The 26,882-nt window shown below is 49.4% G+C and carries 27 protein-coding genes and 1 pseudogene; 10 read left to right on the plus strand and 18 right to left on the minus strand.

Annotation, left to right across the window (positions count from 1 at the left end):
* Positions 1–58: 58 nt before the first annotated feature.
* Together AWQ21_RS06000 and AWQ21_RS06005 are read right to left on the minus strand one after the other, a co-directional pair.
* Positions 59–1,558, minus strand: a complete 1,500-nt coding sequence (locus tag AWQ21_RS06000) for an AAA family ATPase (protein WP_065713747.1) — start codon at positions 1,556–1,558, stop codon at positions 59–61.
* Between the two features lie 102 nt (positions 1,559–1,660).
* Entirely contained in the window at positions 1,661–1,999 is a 339-nt protein-coding gene (locus AWQ21_RS06005) for a hypothetical protein (protein ID WP_065713748.1), read from the minus strand.
* 248 nt (positions 2,000–2,247) lie between these two features.
* Between AWQ21_RS06005 and AWQ21_RS06010 the strand changes: the two genes are divergently transcribed.
* Complete coding sequence (locus AWQ21_RS06010) at positions 2,248–3,546, plus strand: FIST N-terminal domain-containing protein (RefSeq protein ID WP_083997977.1); 1,299 nt, start codon at positions 2,248–2,250, stop codon at positions 3,544–3,546.
* Between the two features lie 12 nt (positions 3,547–3,558).
* On the opposite strand, the gene AWQ21_RS06015 is transcribed toward AWQ21_RS06010, so the two are convergent.
* Positions 3,559–4,749 carry a class I SAM-dependent rRNA methyltransferase gene (locus AWQ21_RS06015; protein WP_065713749.1) on the minus strand — a complete coding sequence of 397 codons (1,191 nt, stop codon included), beginning with the start codon at positions 4,747–4,749 and terminating at the stop codon, positions 3,559–3,561.
* A gap of 138 nt (positions 4,750–4,887) precedes the next feature.
* Here AWQ21_RS06015 and AWQ21_RS06020 point away from each other — a divergent pair, with 138 nt between their 5' ends.
* The 3 genes from AWQ21_RS06020 to AWQ21_RS06030 all read left to right on the plus strand — a co-directional run bounded on the left by AWQ21_RS06020 (position 4,888) and on the right by AWQ21_RS06030 (position 7,226).
* On the plus strand, positions 4,888–5,148 hold the full coding sequence (locus AWQ21_RS06020) for an AbrB/MazE/SpoVT family DNA-binding domain-containing protein (protein WP_065713750.1): 261 nt from the start codon (positions 4,888–4,890) through the stop codon (positions 5,146–5,148).
* Positions 5,142–5,465: a type II toxin-antitoxin system PemK/MazF family toxin gene (locus AWQ21_RS06025; protein WP_315862239.1), complete on the plus strand. Its 324-nt coding sequence runs from the start codon at positions 5,142–5,144 to the stop codon at positions 5,463–5,465. Before AWQ21_RS06020 ends, AWQ21_RS06025 begins: the two co-directional genes overlap by 7 nt.
* Before the next feature lie 318 nt (positions 5,466–5,783).
* On the plus strand, positions 5,784–7,226 hold the full coding sequence (locus tag AWQ21_RS06030) for a sodium/glutamate symporter (RefSeq protein ID WP_065713752.1): 1,443 nt from the start codon (positions 5,784–5,786) through the stop codon (positions 7,224–7,226).
* 8 nt (positions 7,227–7,234) lie between these two features.
* Here AWQ21_RS06030 and AWQ21_RS06035 read toward each other — a convergent pair whose 3' ends face one another.
* From AWQ21_RS06035 to AWQ21_RS06045, 4 genes are all read right to left on the minus strand, one after another.
* Complete coding sequence (locus AWQ21_RS06035) at positions 7,235–7,972, minus strand: hypothetical protein (protein WP_157094706.1); 738 nt, start codon at positions 7,970–7,972, stop codon at positions 7,235–7,237.
* Between the two features lie 270 nt (positions 7,973–8,242).
* Positions 8,243–8,380 (minus strand): ParA family protein, encoded by a 138-nt coding sequence (locus AWQ21_RS16670; protein WP_261340611.1) that lies wholly within the window; start codon positions 8,378–8,380, stop codon positions 8,243–8,245.
* 106 nt (positions 8,381–8,486) lie between these two features.
* Complete coding sequence (locus tag AWQ21_RS06040) at positions 8,487–9,227, minus strand: nucleotidyl transferase AbiEii/AbiGii toxin family protein (RefSeq protein WP_232315082.1); 741 nt, start codon at positions 9,225–9,227, stop codon at positions 8,487–8,489.
* Complete coding sequence (locus AWQ21_RS06045; protein WP_232315083.1) at positions 9,227–9,472, minus strand: hypothetical protein; 246 nt, start codon at positions 9,470–9,472, stop codon at positions 9,227–9,229. The genes AWQ21_RS06040 and AWQ21_RS06045 overlap by 1 nt, the downstream gene beginning before the upstream one ends.
* A gap of 66 nt (positions 9,473–9,538) precedes the next feature.
* Between AWQ21_RS06045 and AWQ21_RS06050 the strand changes: the two genes are divergently transcribed.
* Positions 9,539–12,241: a CBS domain-containing protein gene (locus AWQ21_RS06050; protein ID WP_065713756.1), complete on the plus strand. Its 2,703-nt coding sequence runs from the start codon at positions 9,539–9,541 to the stop codon at positions 12,239–12,241.
* Here AWQ21_RS06050 and AWQ21_RS06055 read toward each other — a convergent pair whose 3' ends face one another.
* Together AWQ21_RS06055 and AWQ21_RS06060 are read right to left on the minus strand one after the other, a co-directional pair.
* On the minus strand, positions 12,242–12,733 hold the full coding sequence (locus tag AWQ21_RS06055) for a cupin domain-containing protein (protein ID WP_232315084.1): 492 nt from the start codon (positions 12,731–12,733) through the stop codon (positions 12,242–12,244). It abuts the gene before it with no gap.
* Between the two features lie 127 nt (positions 12,734–12,860).
* Positions 12,861–14,591 carry a diflavin flavoprotein gene (locus AWQ21_RS06060; RefSeq protein ID WP_065713757.1) on the minus strand — a complete coding sequence of 577 codons (1,731 nt, stop codon included), beginning with the start codon at positions 14,589–14,591 and terminating at the stop codon, positions 12,861–12,863.
* Positions 14,592–14,697: 106 nt separating this feature from the next.
* Here AWQ21_RS06060 and chrA point away from each other — a divergent pair, with 106 nt between their 5' ends.
* On the plus strand, positions 14,698–15,852 hold the full coding sequence (gene chrA / locus AWQ21_RS06065; protein ID WP_232315085.1) for a chromate efflux transporter: 1,155 nt from the start codon (positions 14,698–14,700) through the stop codon (positions 15,850–15,852).
* Positions 15,853–15,862: 10 nt separating this feature from the next.
* On the opposite strand, the gene AWQ21_RS06070 is transcribed toward chrA, so the two are convergent.
* The 3 genes and pseudogenes from AWQ21_RS06070 to AWQ21_RS06075 all read right to left on the minus strand — a co-directional run bounded on the left by AWQ21_RS06070 (position 15,863) and on the right by AWQ21_RS06075 (position 17,543).
* Positions 15,863–16,093: a hypothetical protein gene (locus AWQ21_RS06070; RefSeq protein WP_065713759.1), complete on the minus strand. Its 231-nt coding sequence runs from the start codon at positions 16,091–16,093 to the stop codon at positions 15,863–15,865.
* Positions 16,065–16,271 (minus strand): annotated as a pseudogene (locus AWQ21_RS16700) (BrnT family toxin); the annotation flags it as partial. The pseudogene AWQ21_RS16700 and the gene AWQ21_RS06070, both read right to left, overlap by 29 nt.
* 24 nt (positions 16,272–16,295) lie before the next feature.
* The gene (locus AWQ21_RS06075; protein WP_065715212.1) at positions 16,296–17,543 is read right to left on the minus strand and encodes an RNA-guided endonuclease TnpB family protein; all 1,248 of its coding nucleotides are present in this window, start codon (positions 17,541–17,543) and stop codon (positions 16,296–16,298) included.
* Positions 17,544–18,007: 464 nt separating this feature from the next.
* Here AWQ21_RS06075 and ureA point away from each other — a divergent pair, with 464 nt between their 5' ends.
* The 3 genes from ureA (at position 18,008) to AWQ21_RS06090 (ending at position 19,811) form a co-directional block, all read left to right on the plus strand.
* On the plus strand, positions 18,008–18,310 hold the full coding sequence (ureA, locus tag AWQ21_RS06080) for an urease subunit gamma (RefSeq protein ID WP_065713760.1): 303 nt from the start codon (positions 18,008–18,010) through the stop codon (positions 18,308–18,310).
* 159 nt (positions 18,311–18,469) lie between these two features.
* Entirely contained in the window at positions 18,470–19,117 is a 648-nt protein-coding gene (locus tag AWQ21_RS06085; protein ID WP_065713761.1) for a MotA/TolQ/ExbB proton channel family protein, read from the plus strand.
* Positions 19,107–19,811, plus strand: coding sequence for a biopolymer transporter ExbD (locus tag AWQ21_RS06090; RefSeq protein WP_065713762.1), 705 nt, complete (start codon positions 19,107–19,109; stop codon positions 19,809–19,811). Before AWQ21_RS06085 ends, AWQ21_RS06090 begins: the two co-directional genes overlap by 11 nt.
* On the opposite strand, the gene tmk is transcribed toward AWQ21_RS06090, so the two are convergent.
* The 6 genes from tmk to AWQ21_RS06120 all read right to left on the minus strand — a co-directional run bounded on the left by tmk (position 19,768) and on the right by AWQ21_RS06120 (position 26,732).
* A complete protein-coding gene (gene tmk / locus AWQ21_RS06095) occupies positions 19,768–20,424 on the minus strand; it encodes a dTMP kinase (RefSeq protein ID WP_065713763.1) in 657 nt (218 codons plus the stop codon). The two genes, AWQ21_RS06090 and tmk, sit on opposite strands and share 44 nt — an antisense overlap.
* Complete coding sequence (locus AWQ21_RS06100) at positions 20,424–21,641, minus strand: FAD-dependent oxidoreductase (RefSeq protein ID WP_065713764.1); 1,218 nt, start codon at positions 21,639–21,641, stop codon at positions 20,424–20,426. Before AWQ21_RS06100 ends, tmk begins: the two co-directional genes overlap by 1 nt.
* Before the next feature lie 57 nt (positions 21,642–21,698).
* Positions 21,699–23,927, minus strand: a complete 2,229-nt coding sequence (locus tag AWQ21_RS06105) for a molybdopterin oxidoreductase family protein (protein ID WP_065713765.1) — start codon at positions 23,925–23,927, stop codon at positions 21,699–21,701.
* Between the two features lie 205 nt (positions 23,928–24,132).
* Positions 24,133–25,737: an MFS transporter gene (locus tag AWQ21_RS06110; RefSeq protein ID WP_065713766.1), complete on the minus strand. Its 1,605-nt coding sequence runs from the start codon at positions 25,735–25,737 to the stop codon at positions 24,133–24,135.
* Between the two features lie 328 nt (positions 25,738–26,065).
* Positions 26,066–26,539 (minus strand): photosystem II reaction center protein Psb28, encoded by a 474-nt coding sequence (psb28, locus tag AWQ21_RS06115; RefSeq protein WP_065713767.1) that lies wholly within the window; start codon positions 26,537–26,539, stop codon positions 26,066–26,068.
* 73 nt (positions 26,540–26,612) lie between these two features.
* Positions 26,613–26,732 (minus strand): PetM family cytochrome b6-f complex subunit 7, encoded by a 120-nt coding sequence (locus AWQ21_RS06120; RefSeq protein ID WP_024545731.1) that lies wholly within the window; start codon positions 26,730–26,732, stop codon positions 26,613–26,615.
* Here AWQ21_RS06120 and AWQ21_RS16170 point away from each other — a divergent pair.
* On the plus strand, positions 26,731–26,880 hold the full coding sequence (locus tag AWQ21_RS16170) for a hypothetical protein (RefSeq protein WP_157094707.1): 150 nt from the start codon (positions 26,731–26,733) through the stop codon (positions 26,878–26,880). The two genes, AWQ21_RS06120 and AWQ21_RS16170, sit on opposite strands and share 2 nt — an antisense overlap.
* Positions 26,881–26,882 lie beyond the last annotated feature (2 nt).

A 26,882-nucleotide genomic window follows, 5' to 3' on the forward strand; every position in this document is an offset into this window, starting at 1 on the left:
TTTAAATGCCAACAAGCTGGGAATCTTGTTGACCTTAATCCGGGACAGATTAAGCCTGTTAGAACTCCAATCGCTGGTATTCGGCGACGGAGGCTGAAGCAGGTCGGGCGCGCTGTCTGGCCCAATCGCGGAGACTATTGACCTGTTCAGTCATGGTGCGGGAAAGGGGCAAAGTTGCCTTGATCGCGGCGATAATATCGAGTTGGGTAAACTCGCGATCCTGGGCAAAGGCCTCGTACATGGCGGCAATGATTGCCTGCTCGATTTCCGCACCGGAAAAACCTTCTGATATTTTTGCCAGTTGTTCTGTGTCGAAGCGATCGCCAACTGGCCGACGTTTGTGGAGGTGGATATTAAAGATCGCTTCCCGTTCGCTGGGGTTGGGGAGATCCACAAAAAAGATTTCATCGAATCGCCCTTTCCGGAGAAATTCCCCTGGTAGCCGATCTACTCGATTCGCAGTAGCCATCACGAAAACGGGGGATTCTTTTTCTTGCATCCAAGTGAGAAACGAGCCAAAGATACGGCTGGAGGTACCCCCATCAGAATCTGCAGATCCAGAGGAACCCGCAAAGGCTTTGTCCAATTCGTCAATGAAGAGAATTGCTGGAGAAATAGACTCAGCGGTTTTTAGGGCACTGCGGAGGTTCGCTTCGGATTTACCCACAGTGGAGCCATCATATACTCGGCCCATATCTAGGCGGAGGAGCGGTAGACCCCACAACCGAGAGGTGGTTTTGGCAAGGAGTGATTTACCACAACCCGGTACGCCGAGAATCAGCATCCCCTTGGGTTGGGGCAGTCCATATTCCCGTGCGGCTTCGGTAAAGGCATTGGAACGCTGTTTGAGCCAACGCTTGAGTTCCTCTAAACCACCAATGGCATCAATGGTTTCATCTTCTTCGATAAATTCGAGGATGCCGTTACGGCGAATGAGTTGTTTTTTCTCGGAGAGGACAATTTCTACCTCTAAAGCAGTGAGTTTCTTCGCCTTAACCTGGGCTTTGCGATAAACTTTCTCGGCTTCGTCCTTAGTCAGGCCCAGGGCTGCCTTGAGGAGTTTTTCTCGCACGACGGGGGAAATGGGGTGCCGGGGATTGAGGTATTGGGCGAGAACTTGATCGAGTTCGTCGAGGGTCGGGAAAGGAAAATCCAGGACAACAACGTCTTTTTCAAGTTCGAGGGGCACCTTCTGATAGGGAGACATTAAAATGATGTGCTTTTGGCGGCCCTTAAAGCTGGCGATCGCATCCCGTAACCAGCGGACCGTGCTGGGATCATCTAAAAACGGGTGCAGATCTTTAAAGATAAAAATGCCAGAATCATTGTGATGAATGACTTCGCGAATGGCCGCCTCTGCGGAGAGGGTGCGGGTTTGGGGCTTGCGGTCGGAACCGTATTCCACCAATCCATGGGTCATCGTCCAGACAAAAACATTTTGATATTCACACAGTTGCGCAATGTGGGCGATCGCCGCCTCGGCCCGTTCCTCCTCAGGGGTGATGAGGTAGATCAGGGGGTATTGAGCTTGAATGAGGGTATTGAGCTCTTCTTTCATGGGTTTAGTCCTGACGTTCTAAAAGGGGGAATTAGGCGGCACCACATCGACCAAGGTGGAGGTAATAGGAAAGAAAATAAACGGCGATCGCCAATTGGACAGCTAGCAAGTGACTAGTTCTGCCCCATCCGCAGCACCCTTTGCACTTTGCAAATCCTGTGCAATCTCTTCATCAAGGAGTACCGTTGGCTGCCTCTTGAGGGAAACCAGTTGTCCATCCCGGAGTACCACCGCCCCTTCGCAATCGGGACAAATGTGGAAACGGTGGGTTTGGCCATAGGTTTCTTGTACTTCTTCTACCACTTCAGGGTGTTGTAGATAGAAGGCCACGGCTTTTTCCACTAAAGCAGACATGGAATCTGCATCGAGGGCTGCCTTGATTTTGAGCTGACGATGGATCGCCGCAGGCAGATAGAGGGTGACTTTTTGCTTATCTTGCATACAACTAATGGAAGCTTTACCCGATGGGGTATACCGCCCTACTGTACCCAGACCATCAGAGACCGTCAAGCTGCTATAGCGTTATGCCGTCTTTTTTGTAATATTCCGTTACATAATGCAGGCGATCGCCACCGTGAGAAAAATGCCATCTGTCTGGAGGTAGACCCTGGTTTTCTCCGACCTTTTCCTTGTAAGCTAAAGACTTTGGGAGAGTCTCAAAAACCGCAACCGATTCAAGATGTGTCAGTATGCTCAAGGCATTGTGGAAAAAATTAGGAATCACTGGGGCACAACCAGCAGTCGATACCCATCCGTTTCAGTGGCTGAATGCCCTCTCGACCCAAGCCTCCCTAGAAGGAGCCATTGATGAAGTCGTTGCCCAAATCCAAGAAAATCTCTCTGGTAGCGCGGATCTCGCCATTCTCTTCATCTCAGCAGCATTTGCCAGCGAATACGCCCGGGTTTTGCCGCTATTGACGGAAAAATTAGCCTGTAAAGTGGTGATTGGTTGCGGTGGCGTGAGCATTATTGGCACTGACGCGGCTGGAGAAACCCAGGAATGCGAAGGACAACCTGCCCTCAGTTTGACGGTGGCCCATTTGCCCGATGTGGAAGTAATGCCTTTCCATGTGACCGAGACAGATTTACCCGATTTAGATAGTGCCCCTGATCCCTGGATCGATATTTTTGGGGTCACTCCTGAGGCGGAACCAAATTTTATTTTGTTGGCGGATCCCTTTTCGTCGAGTATTACAGACCTATTGGCGGGCCTTGATTTTGCCTATCCAAACGCAGCCAAGGTCGGGGGACTGACAAGCTCCAGGGGCAGAACAGCCAGCGGTTTGTTTTACTACGAAGTAGACCAAGAACCAACCCTATTGCGTTCTGGGACAGTGGGGGTGGCTTTAGCGGGGAATATTCAGATGGAAACCATCGTCGCCCAGGGATGTCGGCCTATCGGTGAGGTGTATCAAATCACCCAGTGCGATCGCAATATCATCACTGAATTGTCGGTGGCGGATGGTGAACAGCTCCGTCATGGGTCTCCCCTACGGTTTCTACAAGAATTAATCGCCGAGTTGGATGAAGAAGATCAAGCCCTTGCCCAGGATTCTCTCTTTATTGGCATTGCCATGGATGCTTTTAAGCAAAAGCTCATCCACGGGGATTTTTTGATTCGCAATTTGCTTGGGGTAGACCCTAGGGCTGGGGCCATTGCTGTCGGCGATCGCATTCGGGCGGGCCAAAGGATACAGTTCCACCTGCGGGATGCAGAAACCTCCGCCGAAGATCTCTCGGTGCTGTTACAACAGTTCCAAGCAGGCGAGCCGCTAGAACCCCCCTTTGGCGCTTTGATGTTTGCTTGTCTCGGTCGCGGAAAAGGACTCTATGGGGAGGCAAACTTTGATTCGACCCTCTTTTCTACGGCCTTGCCGACACCCAATTTAGGGGGATTTTTCTGCAATGGGGAAATTGGCCCCGTCGGCGATCGCACCTTTTTGCATGGCTACACCTCTGTCTTTGGGATTTTGCACCCGAAGGCGTGAGTTGAACAATCGCTAAATAATCGGGCTGACCTTCGCGACGACAAATTTTAAATAGCGTCCTTCTGAAAAGGCGGCTGGCACCGGATGATCGAGGGGTTGTCCGGCCTCGTGGATGATTTGGAGATAATAATTGGCGGAAGCGGCGGCAGTGGCAAGCATTTCTCGAAAGGCTTCGGGGCTGACTTGGCTGGTGCAACTGGCAGAGACTAGTAACCCGTCGGGGGCAACGCATTGGAGGGCAAGGGCGTTTAACTTAGTGTAGGCACGAATGGCGGCAAAGCGATTTTTCTTACTTTTGGCGAAACTGGGGGGATCGAGGATCACAATATCGAAGGTTTGTTTTTCTTGGGCGTAGCGGTTGAGAACATCAAAACAGTCGGCGGTGACAAAGGTATGTTTATCTGGGTCAAAATGATTGAGGCGCACATTGGCATTGGCCACTTCAGCCAACTGCTTGCCCACATCGACATTGGTCACTTGGTTTGCACCACCGCGTAGGGCATAGAGGGAAAAAGCCCCAGTGTAGGAAAAACAGTTGAGAACAGTTTTATCGCGGCTAATTTCGCCAATAAATTTGCGATTTTCCCGGTGATCAAGAAATAATCCTGTTTTTTGACCCGTTTGCAGATTCACCTGGAAAACCAGACCATGTTCAGTCACGGTAATATCGCCCTTGGGTTCCTTGCCCCAGAGCACTTGGGTTTTGCTGTCTGTATCGCGATCTTCTAAATTTTCTAAATGTTTGGTGCGCCATAAAATTCCCTGTAGTGGGGCGACTTCCCGCAGCGATCGCACTAGCCAATCGAGCAACACATTAGCCGCTTCCATGTAGGTTTGCACGACGGCATATTCCCCATAGAGATCCACCGTAATCCCCGGCAGGCGATCGCCTTCCCCAAAGAGCCAACGGTAGGCAGTGCAATTGCTTTGTCGCAGAGGTTCCCGCAGATCCCAGGCTGTCTGTACCTGCTGTTGTAACCAGCGGCGGTCTGGCAGATGCCGTTGGGAGAAAATACGCACAGCGATGGGACTTTTGTTATCCCAGAGACCGAACCCCGTCCAGTTGCCGCATTTGACCCGCAACCATTCCCCTGTTTCGAAGCGGAGATTCTTCGGCAATTTATCGCGATAGATCCAAGGATGACCTTGCACGAGATGCTTTTTCAGTTGGGGGGAAACGGTAATTTCGCGGAGTTTTGCCATGGGAATCGTAGAATGGGCAGCCCTCTATTATTGATCGTTCCCGTTGGCGATCGCCCCCAGTAATGGGCCAGATCAAAATTCATCAAATAGCTTTTGTGGCTACAATGTAATTACATTCCTTATTAAACTCAGTCAGTCATGGGCGCAGTAATCAGAACCCGCATCGTGAAAATCGGGAACTCCCAAGGCATTCGCATTCCTAAGCTACTTTTGGAACAAAGTGGCATTGATACAGAAGTTGAAATCGAAGTGCAAGGCGATCATCTAACCATTCGCACCGCCTCCCGCTCACGCCCAGGCTGGGATGAAGCCTTCTCGACCATGGCCCAGCGACAGGATGATGTTCTGCTGGATGACATCAACGCTACCAATTGGGATCGAACAGAATGGGAATGGTAGCCAAACGTTTCGATGTTTTTTTGGTGAATCTTGACCCCACTATCGGTAGTGAAATCCAAAAGACACGCCCCTGTGTGATCATTTCACCGGATGAAATGAACCGTCATATTGCGACGGTAATTGTTGCACCGATGACAACGAAAGGAAAAGCCTATCCAACCCGTGTTATCTGTCAGTTTCAGGGTAAAAGTGGGCAAATTGTTCTCGATCAAATTCGCACGATCGATAAATCTCGACTCGTCAAAAAGCTGGGTCAAATTAGTCAAGATGAACAAAGAATAGTGCTTGAAACTTTGGCAGAGATGTTTGCTGAGTAAATTGCAATGAATTTTAGATTGTTGACTCTGATGGGCAATGGGGGCAAGGCGATCGCCACCTGCAAAAAGCGAGATTGTACATGAAGCACTGTACATCAGACCAACGCTTCTGTGGAGTTCTGTAACTCTAATCACTCCGTGATTTCAAACTTTCCCTATGATGCAAGTCAACCTACTCAGGTCAGTGAAACAGTAAGTTAGCGAACAACTCATCCATAAAATCAAAGAAAAACAGGATGAATTTTGTTGCACTCACGCTTGTCACACAGTCTGTCACTTTCCTGTTCAGGATGTTTATTTAGTGGACTAAGCGGAGTCATGTTTACGCTCAGAGACGTTTTTTTTGCCTTTATCCTGATTGCATTGCTGGTTTTAGCGGGACGGTATGTCAAACAAAAAATACACTGGATCCAGAGGCTTTATTTACCTGAATCGATTGTGGCCGGCGTGTTAGCACTGCTGCTGGGGCCTCAAGTTTTAGGGGCGATCGCCACTGCGATTTCTGGGGGAACCTCGATCCTGTCAGATGGGCTTTTTTCGGAACCGATTCGCGCCGTTTGGTCACAGTCCCCAGGGATTTTTATCAATATTGTTTTTGCGGCTTTGTTCCTTGGGGAAGCGATTCCACGACCAAAAGATATTTGGACAAAAACGGCTCCTCAAGTCATCTTTGGTCAAACGCTGGCCTGGGGTCAATATGTGGTGGGAATCCTGGTGACCCTGCTGATCCTAATGCCGATATTTGGTGTCAATCCCATTGCCGCTTGCTTGATCGAGATTGGGTTTGAAGGGGGGCATGGCACCGCCGGCGGGATGGCCGAGACGTTTACTGAACTGGGCTTTGAGGCGGGTGCGGATCTTGCCTTGGGCATTGCCACGGTAGGCATTGTCGGTGGAATTATCGCTGGTACAGCCCTCGCGGATTGGGGCAGGCGTAAGGGCCATGTCACATCTTTTCAGAAAGCTGTAGAAGATTTGGACGGTGTACCGGAACTGACAGAAACGGAATCCCCTGAGGTGCGCCGTCGTCGGGCTCAACTCATGCGCAATTTATTAATTGATCCCCTGTCGATCAATTTTGGCATTGTCGGCGCGGCGATTGTGATTGGTTGGCTTATCCTAGAAGCATTGGTTTGGGTGGAGTCGGTCACCTGGGGGCAAACAGGATTTGAGGTCCTCTCCTATGTGCCGTTATTCCCCATGGCTCTGATCGGCGGCATCATTGTTCAGTTGGTGATGGAACGTCTGGGGTTAGCGCCTTTAATTATTCGATCGTTGATGAGCAACATTGCGGGTTTAGCCTTGGACGTGGTCGTGGTGACGGCACTGGCATCCATTTCCCTGAGTGTAATTGGTTCTAACTTGGGTGTGTTTACCATTTTGAGTGTTGTCGGCATTGCCTGGAACGTATTGATGTTCCTTTATTTCGCCCCACGCATTTTCCCGAGTCATTGGTTTGAAAAAGGAATCGGCGATATGGGACAGTCGATGGGGGTGACGGCCACAGGCATTCTATTATTGAGAATGGTCGATCCGGAGAACCGCACCGGTGCGTTTGAGAGTTTTGCTTATAAACAACTCTTTTTTGAGCCCATTGTCGGTGGTGGATTATTTACAGCGGCAGCGCCGGCGCTTGTTATCCGCTTTGGTCTAGTACCGGTGCTATTGCTGACGGGTGGGCTATTGGTCTTTTGGCTGGCGATGGGATTTTTGATTATCCGCCAGAATAAGCAGCAACGACGGCGATCGCCTTCCCTTTAAGGTTACGTTTATTCGGGCGATCGCCCTTTCCACCAATCCATTAAGGCTTCGTAAAGGGCGCGATCCGCTCGGTCATCAGTAGGCCCATAACTGGAACAACCCAGATTGACAATATCTCCTCTTAGCGTTAGCCAGCGTTTTTTTCCTTTGGCAGACAGGTAGCAGATGCACGTTCGATTCACCCAGTAGGATCGTTTCGCCCCTTCTTCACGCATTCGTTGCCAGACAATATCGGCGATCGCCTGGCGGGGTAACCACAGACAATTATGTCGCCCTAGATTATCAATTACACGGCCCACCAGCCCATGGGACAAGAGCACAATTCCGTAGCCTTCCTCTTGCCGTTTGCGCAACTGGGAGCAATGCCAGGTGCGGTAAAATGATTGAGCCAGATCCCAGGCGAGATAGGTGCAATAGCCGATTAAGACTGCTACGAGCAGGAACAAAAAAAGCGTAAATCCTAACTCCGGTAAGCTTTGTTGGGTTAGAGTTTGCCAAAATCGCTGATAACTGTCGGGCTGATAGATGGCCTGAGACACAAGAGATATCAGTACTCCCAGAACTGGCAAGGCATACATCAGCATGAACGGAAATAAACAGATTTGGACAAACCAATCTGTCTGTGCGGGTAAAAATTTCCCTGGCAGATGGTGAGCACTCCCCTGACGAAAGGCAGTTTGATAGGGTTCTGGTAATGCGGTTAGGGGATGTAGCCCTGCAGGAGGAAATGAGTTTGATGAGGACATTGGTGCTGCGTGAGTCGGAGTTCTTCGATCAAACCCATCGCCGGCAAAACTGATATGACGGTGCGTTACCTGGTACGAGGCTTGCCCCGATGAGTAATACTGAGGCTGAGGACTCAACCAGTCGAGAGAACAAAGAGCGAAAAGCTAAAATGAGAGGTAGAAATATTTACGGTAGCATTGCTTCAGAGCCTCAACAAACCTTCTACTCTGAGTCTTGCGTACTGTGGTTTGACCAAAAATAACCAAAAATAATGGGATACAAGCCCCGTCCTAGAAAGACGGCTTTTTCTGTCCTTGGATATACTGCTTCAACACTTCCAAAAAAATGGCGGCAAGATTGACGGCGGTAGTGGTTTTACCAACGCCTCCTTTACCATTCACAACTGCTAAAATCCGCTGGGATGCCACGATAGATTCGTTTTTTGCTTATTAGCCTTGATTTATGGTGAGTCATTATAGCGGCTCTGTTCCCACTCCCTAGTAAATGCAAAGTTTCTTGAGGGAGAAGTTGCCATCAAAAAGGTGATCGCTCTTCCCAATATGTTCTGGTGGTAGGGGCAAGTTTGAGATCCGCACCGAGCAAATCCAGGCCATCAATCACGTTAGGCCAAAAGTCTCGCTCTATCTGAAGACTTTCAAAACATTGCTGGCGATAATCAGGGTTTGTTTGGAAGAATTTAATCGCATCACCCAGGGGACGAATCACCTCATAGGCATTTTCTGCTTTGGCGATCGCCTCGCGGGAAAGTTCTGTGTGTAAACGTAAAACAGCCAAATCGATCAAATCGCGGGATTCAACACTTCTATCCATGTAGCGATCAGCATTAGCCAGTAATTTACTGGTTAAACAGTCATTTAGACTAAGGCAAGGTACAGGTGACCACGGAGGGAAGCGCGGCTCGTCCAGTTCAAAACGAACCTCAGCAATAATTTCTAATTTAATCGGAACTTGATTGATTTCTACCAACAATCGCACACCATACTGATCAGTGGTAGCTCGTCTAATCGTTAATGAAGAATTTTCATTTAAAAATAAACCTTGATCCCCTGTCTGATATAAATGGGTGCGCAGTTTTTTATAACCCTGGGAAGTCACAGAACAAATAAAATCTATATCTTTGCTCCAGCGATATTCCCCCATATCCAGAGCTGGAAGAGTGCCACCCCCAAAATAAGCTTGACAATCAATTAAAAGTTTTGAGTTCAGAGATTGTAGAACTTCTAAGATAGAGTTGTGATGCTCAAGTTTAAACATCACAATTGAGTTTGAAGCCAGGAATGATAACGTCTTGCCAGTTTCTTTAGAAACGCCAATTCTTCTCCCTGGGGAGGGGTATAAATATTCTTATAACGCCAACCCCGTTCGTAACGAGATAGCATTTGTTCTGGCGTAAATTTGTAGACGTTGTGAGTTTGCCAGCAAATAGACTCTAAAAACGGTAAATGTTCAGGGTAAACTTGTTCTACTGTTTTTGTTTGAATCATTTCACCGCAAGACATTGAAGTAGGTAGGAGGACTCTACTTAACATTCTAACTTAAGCTCACGAACCTTTTTTTGAAATTTTATGGATGTCATTCTCTGTCACCAAACCGTTGATTTTGATGCCCTAGGGGCGGCGATCGGCTTGGCATATTTGCGGGTTGGGGCGCGGGTTGTGCTGACTGGCGGCGCACATCCAGGGGTAAAACGGTTTCTCGCCCTCTATCGGGGGGAATTTCCCTTTGTGGAAATGCGCTCAGTCCATCCGGAACAGTTGCGAACCATTATGGTGGTGGACAACCAGCAGCGACAACGGCTGGGTAAGGCCCAGGAATGGCTAGATCGACCCCAAGTGAAGCAGATCGAAGTTTATGATCATCACCTCGATCAAGAGCGGGATATTCCGGCAACCTATGTGGAAATTGAGGACGTGGGGGCCACAACAACGATCATTGCCGAAAAATTGCAGGCACGGGGCGTGGAGTTAGATCCTTACACAGCGACGGTGATGGCCTTGGGGATTCATGTGGATACGGGATCACTGACCTTTGACCAAACAACGGTGCGAGATGCCCAGGCCTTGACTTGGCTGATGGGTCAGGGGGCGATGGTGAAAATTATTGCGGAGTACGCTGAACCCGGTTTTTCGCCCCAGGTGCAACATTTGTTTTCGGAGGCGATCGCCAACCTGGAGCGGGAAAATGTCGATGGCCATCGGGTGGCGCGGGTCCTATTAAAAACAGCGAATTTTGTGCCGGGACTGTCGAATCTCGTCGAACAGATGATGCAAATGACGGATCTCGATGCGCTGTTGCTTGGGCATTTTTATCACCAGACCGATTCGGAAGGGAAAATGGTGATCATTGGGCGATCGCGGATTGTAGGCACAAGCCTCAATCGACTGTTTGCTCCCTATGGTGGCGGTGGCCATGATCAAGCCGCATCCTTGAGCTTGCGTCTCAACGAACCAGAGGCAATGTTGCACAAAATCTATGCTGAATTTATTGCCCAGGTGCCCCCTGCCCTAACAGCACGGGATTTAATGACGGCTCCTGTGCGCACGATTTTGCCCCAAACGACCATTGAGGAGGCCCAGCGGGTACTTTTTCGCTACGGCCATTCAGGGTTAGTGGTGGTGGATGATCGGCAACAATTGGTCGGCGTTATTTCGCGGCGGGATCTGGATTTGGCAATTCACCATGGCTTTCACCACGCTCCAGTCAAGGGTTACATGAGCCGAGAGGTGCGCACCATTTCCTCAGACACCACCATGCGCGACATTGAAACGATCATGGTGACTGACGACGTTGGGCGATTACCGGTCATCGAGGGCGACCAACTCCTGGGCATTGTGACGCGGACGGATGTTTTGCGACAGCACCACCAGGACGAGCAGCCCCTCGATCTATTACCCACCCCCAAGGATGACAAAAATCGCTATCCTCTACGGGAAATTTTTGCGGAACGGCTGGCCCCTTCTCTGTGGCAGTTATTACAGGCAGTGGCAACGGAGGCGGAAAAACGGGGTTGGCATTTATATCTCGTGGGTGGAGCGGTGCGGGATGTATTGCTCTCAGATTCAGACGAAGAATTACTGCTCCAGGATATTGATCTGGTGGTGGATGGCTTCCATACGGCGGCGGATGTGGGAGCAGGGGTGACTTTGGCAAATTACATTTGCGATCGCCAACCCAACGCGCGGTTATCGGTACATGGGGAATTTCAAACAGCAGCAATTTTATGGCATAAAGATCCGGTGTTGGGTTCCCTATGGCTGGACATTGCCACCGCCCGGACGGAATTTTATCCCTATCCGGCGGCGAATCCGGAGGTAGAAGCGAGTTCCATTCGGCAGGATTTGTATCGGCGTGATTTTACGATCAATGCCCTCTGCTTACGTCTCACAGAACCCCGGTCGGGGGAATTACTGGACTTTTTCGGCGGCCTTTGGGATCTCAAAAAACGGCAAATTCGGGTGCTCCACGCCAACAGTTTCATCGAAGACCCGACGCGCATTTATCGGGCGGTGCGGTTTGCGGTGCGCTTAAATTTTCAGCTAGAAGTCCAAACGGAAGACTATATCCGTTATGCGATCGCCTCTGGGATTTACGACAAATTGCACCACGAAAAACCCCAAGCGCCAGCCTTAACGACGCGCTTACGGGCAGAATTAAAATATCTTTTGACAGCAAAATATTGGAAGCCTGCGTTGCAATTGTTGGATGATCTCGGCGCGTTGAAATGTATCCACAAAAATCTAGCCTTGACAGAGAATGTCTGGTGGCAAATCCGCTGTGTGGATCGTTGGTTGCGCTATCACGACTCCGATTATGAGTTAGAACATTGGCGGCTTCGACTGGAAGCTTTGTTGCTAAATTTGACCCCAGCAGAACGCTTAAAAGTAGGCGATCGCCTGCAATTACCGAAGGATAGTTTGCAACGGTTAGCGAAAATTTCCCAGCACCAAACTGAAATTTTACCGAAACTTTCCCAAGCTAAAAAACTCAGCGAAAAAGTCTTTGCCCTCAAACATTTATCCTTGCCAGAAATTATTTTACTCGCGGCTATCAGTCCGAAAAAACTACGCCATGATCTCTGGCATTATCTCCGTCGTTGGCAGCATATTCAGGCTCCCCTTGATGGTTTTGATTTGAAAGAATTAGGCTATAAACCGGGGCCACAATTTCGGGATATTTTGTCAGATCTCCTACAACAAACCATTGATAAAAACATTGGCGATCGCCCCTCTGCATTAGCTTATTTAGAAACCCATTATCCCCTTGATTAACTATTCTTCGATGAGGATTGCTTTTGGTTCTCCAACGGTTAATAAAGAAGTGGCGAGTAAAATGACTGGATCTGGAGTTTCATTTTGCCCAAAATGTACCATTCCCTCGGCTTCTGTTACCGCATCTCCAGGTTTGAGGAGGGTTTTTTGTCCCGGAGTTAAGCTTTCTTTTGTGCCATCTGCACGGGTAATCAGCGCCGTTCCTTCAATAACCGCATAGGTCAACAAACCAAACTCCACCCGGGCAATTTGTAAACCAGGATGGATGTGGGGCGGTAGGGTCGCAAAAGGGGGAATTTCGTAACGCACCAACTCTAAAATTTGGTTAGGGGCCGCTTTTGGTAGACCCTCGGCCAAAACAGTGCGAGTGACGGTTTGGGTATATTGATTGGTCGATTCTGATTCAGCTAGAGCTGCTTGGAAAACAGAAAAACAGCTACAGAGCAGTAATGAAGAAAGAAAATAACGGGGTTTCACAGGGAAGAGACTCATTTTTGCTAAAAGACCATAGTTGCAGTGTAAGAGTCCCCTTGGCGATCGCTTTCTTTCTGTTTCAAAACAACATAAAAAAAGAGAGAACTAAGTCCCCTCCCTTTTCAAAATATTTCAAACAATGAATTTAGTAGTAGTTGCCCACTTTACGGTGGTGGACAGCCGTCAACCCATCAGGATTCGACACACGACCGGCATCAACTTTACTGTAGACAATCCAGTGATCGCTACATTCCATGCGGCTAATTACTTCACATTCTAGGTAAGCAAGAGCATCATTCAGAATTGGTGAACCGTTTTTCGCAGTTTGTACCTTGACGCCTGCAAAGCGATCAGCGCCAGGAGGGAAACGCTTCAGGAAGTGCTTCATTAACGGCTGATATTTCCCTTCTTCGAGAATATTCAATACAAAGCGATCGCCCACTTGCATCAGAGATTCAATCGCCCGGTCTTTCGCCACTGCAACCGTAAAACCAGGAGGTTCAAAACTGGCTTGGGTCACCCAGGAAGCCACCATCGCCCCTTTCATGTCGCCTTTCTGGGCGGTGATGATGTATAGGCCGCCGCTGATGCGTCCCATCGCTTTATCGAGCTCGGTATCGATATTTTTTCGTTGTTTGAGCTTTTCTTTTTGGGTGAGCAATTGGCCGAGGTCAGTGCCAGATTCTTCGCAGAGTTGATAGAGTCCTTCACTGGGGTCGTCCTTGACGCGGATCGAATCGAAGGCTTTTGTCAGGCCAGCATCGCGGAACCGCATCTGCAATGGATCAATGGGCTCGTCGTTGCCGCCGTAGGATTCAAACATACCAAATACTTGTTTATCCTTTGACGCGGCGAGAATGGTGCCCACTGCTTTACTTAATTCAGCGTTATAGGCACTGTCGATGGGGGGCATCCCGATCACCAGTCCTGCGGCCCGACCGACAATTTCATGGACATCCTGGGGATCAGCGACCTTGAGATCGACCATTTCCACGGCGACACCGGCTTTGGTAATCCCCTTGGCGATCGCCTGGGAGATGCGGTCACTATAGCCATAATCAGAGACATAGAATACCGCCGCCATCTTATCGCCCTTGGTTTGGGCCTCGCTCCACTGGCGGTACCATTCCATCATTTCCTTGGTGTTGTGCTTTAGCAGCGGGCCATGGCCATTGGCAACTAGGGTAATTTCCCCGTCGAGCTTATCCACCCGTTTCATCGCACTCAGCACAGAACGGGCATTGGGGGCCATCAAGCATTCGTAGTAAAAACGGTAGTCCGGCGTAATTGCTTGGAGATTTTCATCGTAGGTGTCGTCGGAGCAATAGTGCATCCCAAAGGCATCGCAGGTGAAAAGAATCTCACTCGCCGGGTCGTAGGTGAAAATGGTGTCTGGCCAGTGGAGGTTTGGCGCACTGACAAATTCGAGGTTGTGACCGTTGCCCAAATCGAGGCGATCGCCACTTTTCACTTCGATAAATTCAAAGGGATCGTGTACCAAATCCTTGAGGAATTTGATCGCAATTTTTGCACCAACCACCACCGCTTGGGGGGCAATTTTCAAAACATCTTTCACTAGACCACTGTGATCCGGTTCTGTGTGGCTGATGATGATGTAGTCAATGGTTTTTGGGTCAATCTCGCCGGTAAGCGCATCGAGGTATAGCTGCCGAAACTTCGCGTGGGAGGTATCCACAAGGGCAATCTTTTCGCCCCGGATGATGTAGGAGTTGTAGGTGGTGCCATTTTGCAAACCGAATTCAATGTCAAAGCGATCGCGATCCCAATCCAGCGAACGAATGGTTGTGGTGTTGTCGTTAACCTTTTCTGTCTGGATCGTTAACCGCTTTTCGGTTTTAATTGGCGTAGCAACCATAGGTAACCCTCCTACACTGTGATGCAATAGTCATCTTTCACTTATTGTGGCACGAATTTATTAGGGGTTGTGGCCTAGAGGTAGGGGGAAATGATTAAACATTTCGATGGCATTCATCATGGCGCAATGGGCTGAACTGCAAGAAATTTCTCGATTATTTTTACGATTAGGCTTTACGGCATTTGGCGGCCCTGTGGCTCATATTGCGATGATGCATGACGAGGTGGTAAAAAAACGCCACTGGCTCACGGAACAGGAATTTCTCGATATTCTCGGCGCAACCAATTTAATTCCTGGCCCCAACTCGACGGAAATGGCGATCCACCTCAGTTTTAAGCGGGCCGGTTGGTGGGGTTTACTTATGGGGGGCATTAGCTTTACGGCCCCGGCTGTGATTTTGATGTTGCTCTGTGCAGTGGCCTATCAGCAGTTTGGGGCAACCCCCCAGGGGGAATGGTTACTCTACGGGGTTAAACCGGTGGCGATCGCCATCATTGCCCAGGCGTTGTGGAAACTTGGCAAAAAAGCAATTAAAGATAAGTTTGGTGTCGGTTTGGCCGTGTTTAACGTGGTGCTATACCTGGTCGGCCTTCATGAGTTGTGGTTGTTATTTATCAGTGGCTTCATTGGTTTTGGAAAAAAGTTCAGCACCCAATGGCTCAAAACAGACCAAACTCGCAGCCTTACCCCGCTCCCTTTTCTCCTTTGGTTGAACACAACCCCCGCAAACTTTAGTTTGGGTTGGCTGTTTTTGATGTTCCTTAAGGTGGGGGCGGTGCTCTACGGCAGTGGCTATGTTCTCGTGGCTTTTTTGCGGGCCGATTTTGTGGAACGTCTTGGTTGGCTGACGGATCAGCAACTCCTCGATGCGATCGCCATTGGTCAAATCACCCCGGGGCCTTTATCTTCGACGGCAACTTTCATCGGCTATTTGTTGGGGGGAGTTCCGGGGGCGGGAGTGGCCACTTTGGGGATGTTTCTTCCTTCTTTTCTCTTTGTGGCAATTCTCAATCCAATCCTGCCTAAGTTACTCCAGGCCAAATCATTTCGGGCATTTCTCGATGGGGTCAATATTGGTGCGCTGAGTCTCATGACCGTTGTCACCGTGTTTCTGGCCCAGTCTTCTTTAGTTGATCCTTTGACCTTTGCCGTGGCGATCGCCGCCTTATTTCTGTTAATTAAATATCAAGTGAATTCCCTCTGGTTAGTATTAGCGGGAATGGCGATCGGCTTAGTTTTACCCTTTGTCATGGCGCAATAATTTCAAAACTTTACTGGTGTTGTTTCGCATAGGCATCCACAAGATTCCGAATCATCGCTTGGTATGAGGCGTTGTGGCGTTTTGCTTCCTGTTTAAAAAATTCAATGCTTTCCTGGGTAAATTCCATCGTCACTCGCACATGATTTTTCTTGGGAATCAATTCCTCCGGTGCAGGTAAAAAATCTCTCACCACAGTAACTTCACCAATCGGTTTAGCGGGATCCGGCGTGATATTGCTCATAAAATTTTCTCCATTTACGCCATTCAGCAGCACCAAAAATACGAATGACCTGATGACGATAGGTAAACCGCACCGTCAAAATACGCTTCTCCACCTTACCAATGCAGAACCATCGCTCTTCCGCCTCACTATGCTTGGCATCATGGACAATTAAACGATTTGGATCAAAAAAAGCGTATTGGGCCGTATGAACTACTCCAGCCTAAGAGGCATGGAGTTTCCGTCGTTTCATCACCCCAAGTTGCCTCATGCTTCCGCAATCGGTAGAGCTTGGCGGCTCCGCGACTGAAGAGGCCAGTTCCTGACCCCTTGCCCAGGCTAAATTAACCTGAGCTGCATTGATATCTCTATCCTCCCTGTGGCCACAGTTTGGGTTTGAGCAAATATGTACCCTGTCTGCCAATGTCTTTGGCGTTAGCTCCCAACATTTAGCGCAACGCTGAGAGGGCTTAAGCGTCCTTGTCGGGGACTCCACATAAAATCCTCCTGCCTCTGCCAGCTTGTATTCCAGCATTGAACCAATCATGCCGAAGCCAACCGAGAGAATGGAGCGGTTAAGCCCTGTTTTTTGAGCTTTCCGTTTGCTGCCTTTTTTGGCTTTGCGGGTCATGTTTTTGACGTTTAACTGCTCACCTGCAACCAGGCTATTACCGCTGACTATGTCGCTTGTGATTTGATGCAGCCAATCTTCGCGCTGACGGGTAATTTTGCGTTGCCGCATTGATACCTGCCGTCTCGCTTTTTGCCACCGCCGCGATGCTTTAACTCGCTTATTTCGGTTTGGTGCACGCTTTCGTCTGAGTTGCTTGGATGCTTGCTTAACCTGTTGTTCTCCCTCCTTAATAAAATCTGGCTTGCTGATTTGCTCCCCTGTCGAAAGGGCAATTGCTTCCTTGCAACCTAAATCAATCCCCACAGACCCACCCTCGGTTTCCCGCTTGGGTTCACATTTGACGGTGATTGAGGCGTACCACTTACCCTGGCGGAAGAATATCGTGCAGGTTGTTGGCTTTCCCCAGGTACGGGCCTTGCCCCTCATCTGCAACCTTCCCACATTGCTCAACTTGAGAAAGCCATGGTGACCTCCTGTTTCTACCTTCCAGCCTGCACCACAAGGATATGTCCACCCCGAATACTTCCGAGATGCCTTGAACTTTGGATATCCCCCCAATCCCTTAAAAAATCGGTTGAAGGCAAAGTCCACTCGCTTTAACGTTGCCTGTAGGGCATGGGAACCCAGTTCTTTAAATTCTGGCCATACTTGCTTGAACCCTGGCAGACTATTTTGCTGCTCAAAGTAATCGACTGCATGGTTGAACTTTTGGTACTGGGTTTTACGGTTAGCGATTGCTGCGTTGTACAAACTGCAATGTAAACGCCGCCAATAGTGCAGCTTTTTTTGCTGTTGGCGACTTGGATAGAGCCTGTAAGTGATTCGGCGTGTTACCATACTCTTATTGTAGTCTATTGTACCCACAATGAACAAGTCAGAAGTACTAAAAATAAGGCTAACATCAGAGGATCTGGCAAGACTCAAGGCGTTCGCGTCCAACAAGGATGTCAGCATGGCTCAAATTATCAGAGAGTACATAAGGCGATTGCCTAAGCCTGATTGATTTGGCTACTTCCGTTTCTCTTCAGTAGCTGCGCTATCCTTCCCTACCCTAAAGAGGGATAGGGACTGCCGCGCCCAAGTTCAAAATCTATACCATGTTTTGCTTTATTACTGATATTTCGTTGATGATGCCACTCAAACGATGAATACATATAGTTTTACACATTTTTATCCATATTAATTTACTGATTAGCTTGGCAAAAGATCAAAAGTTCTCTACCTGGTTACTGAGGTGGTGGGTTTGAATTTAAGGGAGTCACGGTAGACTAAAATCACATCTAAATCTCGAAGTCACCACCATGCAACTCTCGCCCCAGGAAAAAGACAAGCTGCTCATTTTCACTGCTTTTCTCGTGGCCGAACGCCGGAAAAACAAAGGTCTCAAGCTCAACTATCCTGAAGCGGTGGCCTACATTTCAGGCTTAATCCTCGAAGGGGCACGGGAAGGCAAACTTGTCGCCGAACTGATGAGCGAAGGCCAGACTTGGCTGACCCGTGAAGATGTCATGACAGGGGTCGCCGAGATGGTGGATGAAGTACAGGTCGAAGCCACTTTTCCCGACGGGACGAAACTGGTCACGATCCATAATCCCATCCAATAATCAAAAACCAGAGAAACTATTCCCAGAATCTCTGCCTTCCAACAGACGAATAAAACACCATTAAAAACCTTAGAATTGGAGCAGTCTTTTTTTTTGGTGTGACCGGAGTGAGGTGGCTCGGTGAATGTTCTAGATATCCTAAACCGTGGGGGGCCAGCGATGTGGCCCTTGGTACTCTTGTCGATTATGGCCCTGAGTACCATTATTGAGCGGCTGTGGTTTTGGTGGAAAGTAATCCAACAAAGCCAGCGAGTCCAGGACAAAATTTTGGATGCCGCCCATTACCAATGGCAAGCGGTGAGTGAAATTGCTCGCACCTGCCAAAAACATCCCCTGGGGCGTTTTCTCTATGCCCCTTTGAAGCAACAGGCCACTGACCCAGAAATTTTCCATTTAGCCCTCGAAGCGGCAGCCGATGAAGAGTTGGCAAATATGCGTCGGGGCGAAAAAGTCCTAGAAGCGGTCATTGCCCTCTCGCCTTTGTTAGGGTTACTGGGAACTGTTCTAGGCTTAATCAACTCCTTAGGATCGATCCAACTGAGTGATTTAGGCACAGATTCCACCACGGGGGTGACCTTGGGGATCAGTGAGTCACTCTTTTCGACGGCGATGGGCTTGATTGTCGCGATTGTGGCCCTGGCCTTTTATCGTTTGTTCCAAGCACTTTCGAGTAATCAGGTGCGCCTTTTCCGCCAAGCGGGCAGTGAACTGGAAATGCTCTATCGCCAAAATTATCTCGAAGGATTACCTGCTTCTGTGGACAATTTAGATGTGACGCCTAGTGAGGGATACCAAAATGAAGCGTGAGCCGATTAAGCCAGAAACTTTGGGTTTAAGGCCATTCCAACTCTGGCAAGAAAATTCTGCGCCGGATCTGCGCATCGAAATTATTCCGCTGATCGATGTGATTTTTTGTGTACTGACCTTTTTTATCCTGGCGGCGGTCAATTTGTCACGACAGCAGGCGATTAACTTAAATTTACCTGTGGCAGATAGCGCAACGACCCAAATGCCCGATATGGTGATTGTTAGTTTGACGGATTTTGGGCAAATTTATGTGGAAAAACAATTGATTGAAACCCAGGCCCAATTTTCGCAAATTGTTGAGGATTATTTAGGGCGCAATCCCAATGGTGTTGTTGTTCTCAATGCATCGGAAAAGCGTCCTTATCAGGAAGTGATCCAGGTTTTAGATTGGCTCAAATCCATTGGCGGCGAACGGGTGGCCTTGGGAACAGGGGCAGGAACCCAGGGAGAGCAAGCCCTAGATTCTTTCTTTGATGGTCAACAAACTCCGGGCTTAAATCCTGGCACGCCGACGATTCCCCAGGTGCCAGGGGTAAATCCGAATAATGATTTTCAGCTTGAGCCTCTCGATAGTGGTACGCCATTACCGCCGCCCACTGGAAATGGGTTTGAGATGGAGTTAAAGCCCCTAGAGGAGTTTGGGACACCGCCTAGTCCGACCCAGATTCAGGAGCAGCTACAAAATCAGCAATAGTTTGGCGAATTTGCTGGTGGATGGTTTCAGGGGGTTGGGTCGCATCGAGTTGTTGCCAATTCCCTGGATAGGTTTGAAAAATTTGTTGGTAGTTTTGGCGCACTTGGGTGAGTTTCGCTTTGGTTTCGTAGATTTCTTGGTGCGATCGCCTTTGGACGCGGTCTAGGGCCACCTCCACGGGAAGATCGAAATAAAACACCAGATCGGGATTGGGAAAATCCTGGTTGAGGCGGTAGATAAATTCGTATTCGGCGGCGGTATTGGCGTTGTAGGCGAGGGAAGAAAAATAATAGCGGGTCGTAATTACCTGGATGCCAGCGGCGAGTTGTTTAAAGACACCATCAATTTCGTTGTAAAGATGATCGTGGCGATCGCCAGCGAAGAGATAGGCCAGTTGCCGATTCAATTGTGCTGGGTCGGTGGTGAAGCGTAGCCGTTGTCGTAGGGTTTCCCGGACGAGGTTGCCGATAATGCCGTTGGAGGGTTCGGGGCTGAGGACGGCGGGGATATTTTGCCGCTGAAAATATTGATACAAAAGCTCCGCTTGGGTGGAACTGCCGGAACCATCAATCCCTTCAAAAACGATAAATTTTGCCTGGGTTTTACGCTGCATCACCACACCATCTCCGCCAAAAGGCCCGCATTTTCTAGGAGATTGTCCCACGTCTGGAAAGGTTTTTTGTTTTGGATCAAATCACGGCAATGGTAAATGAGTTTGCCGGAGCGATCGCCGAGGACGGTGGCCCCCAACAGTTGATCCTGGCCATCGAGCCACAATTTAAGCGTTAAGTCTTGGGGAAATTGCAGTTGATCCACGCGATCTAACATCAGAGTTTTACTAAGCGTTTTGGTATCGGCGGGAAGATTGGAGCCTTGAAAACCGATGTGATCAAAGGGTAGAGGTTTAAACAGACGATAGGGAATTTCGCCGTAGGAACAGGGCATTTTGCGACGCTGGGAAATATTGTTCACAAGGGTGGTTGCTTCGGCGATCGCCAATTCCGGCAAGGCATAACCGCCCAGCACTGCTCCGACCCCATAAATATTTTTGCGGGGGGTTCGAAGTTCAGGATCAACCTGTAACCACATCTGGGGCGGCTGGCAAAAATCGGGGGGCAAGTTAAGTTGCGTCGTTAAACCCCGGCGCTCTTTGGCCCAAATGACGACCTGGTGTTCCTGGGTAAGGAGGTCTGGGGTTGGCTCAAACTGGAGCGTTATTCCTGCCACTTCAAGAAAAGTCTGTAACCGTTGAACGCAGTCTGGATCTTCTGTGGGCAATAGATTTTTTTCGCTACTTAACGTGACTGTTTTCCCGAATTTTGCGAGGCAGTAGGCGAGGGTTAAACAATGGGGATCGTGACCGACAAGGACAATTTTTTCTGGCAGGGTGCGCCAAGTCTCTGGGTTTAAGAGGTCGGTGGGACTCACGAAATTGTCTTGGGGGTGCGCAGTCCAAGTGGTGCCCGTGGCGATCGCATAATGTTTGCTTTGGAGGCGACGGGTTGCGGTGACAAAACAGGTGCTGGGTTTCCAGACAAAACTGCCCATTTCTGGAATTACATCAACGCCCGCTTCTGCCAGGCGTGCCAAGGGTTCATAGAAATCATTCGGGGCGATCGCCCCCTTGATCCAGGCCGCCAGATCCACCGTTTGGGGTTGTCTGGCCAGGTGTAGCAGTGTTTTTTCGAGGGCGAGTCCCTGCTGATCCTGGAGTGGCTGCCCTGTTTGCTGCACCAAAGCAACTTTTTTCCCAGAGGCGATCGCCCGTTTTGCCGTCGCGATTCCCGCCCCCGTTGCCCCAATCACCACCAAATCGTAGTCCACTGCCATACCAATCCCAATTGCTCACTCTCAAAAGGGATATCATAACCCAGGTTTCGGATCGTCCTAAAGCTGCTGCAATACAGGCTCGGCTGTCGTTTCTTCCTGGGGAATAGGGCTGGTGATTTTTAACACATTCACGGCACAGGCTTTTAATTCCGGCTGCAAGGAATCAGGGCAGGCTTCAGCGTGACTCAGGGCATTAGCTTCGGTATCTTCCCCCCATAAAGCGCCCCAGTGCATCGGCGCAAAAACAGTGCCAGGGATAATATTTTTCGTGATCAAGGCCGGAAATTTAGCCGTGCCGCGCAGCGATCGCACTTCCACCATTTCCCCATCCGTAATCCCTAGATGTTCCGCATCCCGTGGATGAATTTCCAAAAAGGGATTGGGGTGCATTTTTTGCAGTTTGCTGATCCGTCCGGTGCGGGTCATCGTGTGCCAATGCCCATAGAGTCGCCCGATGGTCAGCACAAACGGATAATCTGTATTCGGGGGTTCCGCTAAACCGCGAGAATGGTACGCCGCAAACCGCGCGCGCCCGTCGGGGGTATGGAAACGGTGATCGGTATACAGTCGTTTTCCTTTGAGAGGTTCGTCCTGTTGGAATAATTTTTGCAACAAACCCCGGTTGTCGGGCGGTGTTTCTGGCTCGCTTTTGGTCTCATTTATGGGACAGGGCCATTGGATCGGGCCTTCGGTGGCTAAACGTTGGTGACTCAGCCCCGTCATGTCACAGGGGCGATCGCCTGTGAGTTGCACAAATTCTGCGTAAACTTCCGCTGAGGATACCGCCCGGAACTGTTGCTGGAACCCAAGTCGGCGTCCCACCTCGGCAAAAATCTCCCAGTCAGCCCAGGCTTCTCCGGGGCGATCGCGGAACTGGGGACAATAGGTAACAACCCGTTCCGAATTGGTCATTGTGCCTGTTTTTTCGCCCCACTGTAGTGCCGGTAACAGGAGATGGGCATAGTTAGATGTTTCTGTGGGGTAATAGGCGTCCTGGCAAATGGTAAAGGGGGATTTCAACAGTGCAGCCTTGGTGCGTTCCAAGTCGGGCATACTGACCGCTGGATTAGTTGCCACCACCCATAACAAACCCACCGTCCCCATGTCTAACCCTTCGATCATTGCCCAGGCATCTTTTCCGGGTAGTGGTGAAATGGTTCCTGGGGGCAATTGCCAGGCTTTTTCCAAGGTGGCGCGGTGGTCTGGATTTTTAACGAGGCGATATCCCGGCAGTAAATGGGCGAGTCCCCCCGCTTCTCTACCCCCCATGGCATTGGGTTGACCCGTCAAAGAAAAAGGCCCCGCACCCGGCTTACCGATTTCTCCGGTCATTAAGTGCAAATTAATCAGAGTCCGAACTTTGGCTGTGCCCTCTGCGGATTGGTTAATGCCCATCGACCAAAGAGATAGAACATTGTCAGCATTGGCCCAGTATTTTGCGGCCTGTTCGAGGTGATCGATACGAATCCCACAGCGTCTAGCCACCGTTTCGGGGGTGTAGCTCTGGACAAGCATCGCATATTGAGAAAATCCTTTGGTGCATTCATCGATGAAGAGGGTATCGATTTTGCCCCATTTCAGTAACAGGTGAGCAATGCCGTTGAGTAAGTCAATATCGGTGCCGGGTTGAATCGCCAGGTGCAGATCGGCTACTTCGGCGGTTTTGGTGCGGCGGGGATCAACAACAATTAACTTTGCCTTGGAGCGTTTGTGGTGTTCGCGTAGGCGATTAAACACAATCGGGTGGCATTCGGCGGTATTGCTGCCAATGATAAAGGCGCAGTCGGTTAGTTCTAGGTCTTCGTAGCAGGGGGGCGGCCCATCGGCCCCAAAGCTCTGGATATAGCCCGCCACGGCAGAAGACATACAAAGGCGGGAGTTGGCATCGAAATTGTTGGTGCCGAGGCAGCCCTTGAGGAGTTTTTGGGCGGTGTAATAGTCTTCGGTTTGGAGTTGCCCGGAGCCATACATGGCAATACCTTCGACGCCGAGGGTCGCCCGCACAGTTTTGATCTGTTCCACAATCAGTTCAAAGGCATCATCCCAACTGATGCGCTGGAATTGATCCTGTAGCGATCGCCGATACATGGGGTAGAGTAAGCGGTCTTGATCGAGGGATTCGGCAATGGTCGCACCCTTGACACAGACTTTGCCGAGGCTAGATGGATGTTGGCGATCGCCCATGACTTTGAGGGTGGGTTGCTCATTTTTGATCACCTCGGAAACTTCCAGGCCACAACCAACACCACAATAGGGACAAAGGGTTTTCGTTTTACGTTGATCCATTGCTAAACCGCCAACTTAAGACTTCAATAATAGGGTTAAAAATGCCAGAAAATTACATGGCGTCCATTAAAGGAAAATTCCCCTGGGGCAATGATCCTGAAAGATTCACATGGCCCCAAAGAGCGTAATAGAAAAAAACCTGTAAAACGCCATTACTTGCCATGACTTTTGTTTTACAGGTTGGGCCTAAACTAATCTCAAAAACCTAGTAGGTTGCTTCTTCCTCAATGGGAGGGGTCGCGGTCATTTCCGTTTCACCTTCATGGAACTCCGCAAAGGAACCCTTGGGTTCTTTGAGGAAAAAGGCGCAGAGGAAAGCAACAATCAAGCCCGTGATCCCCAGCACTTGGAAGAAACCGGCGTTGACTGTAGCCATCACTGGCTCACCCCCATTGGCCCCGGCCGAGGCTTCGGTGAGCAACAGCAGCACTGTCAAATAGGCCACTGCTCCCACATTGCCGTAGGCGCCAACGTTTCCGGCAATTTGTCCGGTAATACGTCGTTTGACGAGGGGGACAATGGCAAAGGTTGAACCCTCTGCTGCCTGCACAAAGAAGGAACAGGCCATCGTTAACAAAACGGCGATCGCCAAAGGCCAAGTCCCCGCCACCGAACTCATCAGCAGATAACCAATCCCCATACCCACCGTGAGGACAACCATCGTCCATTTTCGGCTGCCCATTTTATCGGAGATCAAGCCTCCCCCTGGGCGGGACATCAAGTTCATAAACGCATAGCTAGAAGCAATAATCCCGGCCGTTGCCTTGTCTAAACTAAAGGTGCCTTCAAAGAAAGCCGGCAACATCGTCACCACAGCGAGTTCAGAGCCAAAATTCACAATATAGGTCAGTTCTAAAATAGCCACTTGGCTAAATTCGTAACGGTCTTCCGGGGCATAGCGTTTTTTCCCGGTCATTAAGTCCTTATTCACAGTCCAGCAGTTATAGGTCTGGAACAGATAAAGGCCCACTAGTGCCAGAATGGCGATCGCCAATCCAGTGCCATTTAAGAAATTTACCTTTTGCAAACGCCAAGCCAAGACCATCAAAATCAGGGTCAAAGGCAAATTCATGGCCAATAGAAACCAGAAATCCTTTTTGGTGGTGACTTCCATGCCCCGGGCACTCTTGGGGCGATGGTACGTTTTACCGGGGGGCGTATCACTCACGCTGAAGTAATACAACATCCCATACAAAGCCGCGATAATCCCTGTACCGGCGATCGCCGCCCGCCAGTTCAAAATAGCCGTATTAAATTCCGGGAAAAAGAGAATCTTAAAACTTTCCGGCTGGCCAAAATTAAAGGCCCCGGGAAGGAACGCCAAAATGATCCCAAAAATCACCATGGTAAAGGCCGAAAATGCCGAGCCAAAGTTACCCCAGCCCCCATAAATGCCTTCCGCTGTCCCCACATCTTTGGGGGGAAACCATTCTGCGACCATCCGAATGCCAATCACAAAGCCAGCCCCAACAATCCCCATTAAGAGACGTCCTAAGACCAGTTGATTAAAACTCTGGGCCGTCGCGAAAATCAAACAAGGAACCGCAGCGTAAATCAACAATAATGAGTAGGTTAAACGGGGGCCGTATTTATCCAACAGCATCCCGATAATGATCCGTGCGGGCACCGTCAAGGCAACGTTACATAACCCGATTGTGCCTAATTGAGCCTTATCTAAGCCAAAGTCCTGGGCGATGGTGGTTGCGAAAGGTGGAAAATTAAACCACACCACAAACGACAGGAAAAAAGCAAACCAGGTCATGTGCAGGATCTTATACCTGCCATTAAATGACCACATTTCTCCAAGCATTGTTTACCATCCTAAAAAGAGTATTCTCAAGCTGCAGGTCAGACTGTCAATTTTCGACCTTATGGGAATTCGAATCAATCAAGAAGTTATGGGATTATCAAGAAAACAAACAAGAAAATTATTCTTTCCTATTGTGGGAAGATCAACAATCTCTGATCTCGACAATTGTTTATTTTCCTATTGATAGTTCGAATGGCCTAAAAATCTCTCGCCACCGCAAGAAGTTGTGATAAAGAATCACATTCTTTCTTCGCTGAATTCGTAACCGCTGATACTCTTTATGGGGATCGATGCGCTTTTAGGATGAGAGGGGGCTTAATCCTGCATGTTAGGCATCTGGATCTGTTTCTGGTGCTAATGAGGAGGGTTCATCGGGGGTTTCTGCGTTTTCGCCGTAGGCAAAGCCATGTTCATCGGCGTAGCGGTGCATGAAACGCATAAATCTTTCCCAGTGGTCGGCATTGTCAATTTCAAAGCGACAAATGACGCCCCGGAGTTCGTCTCCTTCTTCGCCACCAAAGACAATCCGGCAACTGGAGGGGGTAACTGCGATGTCTCCTTCTTCGTCGATCAGTCGGACAATGCCATTGGAACCGGCGGTAAAGCTCTGGAAACGGTCTAGGGCATTGAGTTGGGCAAAGGTCATGGAGACGGATTTGACACCGGTTTTGGGATTGCGCTGCAGGCTAACATTACTCAGTTCCTCGCTGATGCCGTTGAAAAATTCGATCCGGGGTGTTGGGTCTTTTGGTGGGGGCGGGACGGCTGGTTCGGTTTGTTTATTTTTAAAAAAGTTAAACATGGTTCTTGGGGGCGATCGCCAGTGAGGGAGGGATATAAGGCTATACCCCTATCCTAACAATCGTGCGCTGAACCTATTCAGCTTTGCCTGCTTTATTTTGGATTTTGAGGATTAAAAATCCCCAGGCTAGACCAAAAAGAACTGCGGTAATGGCGATGATAAAGCCGTTGAACATCATGCTTTCTGCGCTCATGGGAATACTCCTTATATCTGGTTATGATGGGTTGATCTTAAAGCGATTTCGCTACAAACGGTATTTTAAAACAGGGAGTGGTGTTTTTGCGGTTGGGGTATTCCAGGGACGCGGTTGGGATATGCCAGGGGCGATCGCCTGGCCGTAGGC

This window comes from Picosynechococcus sp. PCC 7003 (genome assembly GCF_001693255.1).
Classification (GTDB): domain Bacteria; phylum Cyanobacteriota; class Cyanobacteriia; order Cyanobacteriales; family MRBY01; genus MRBY01.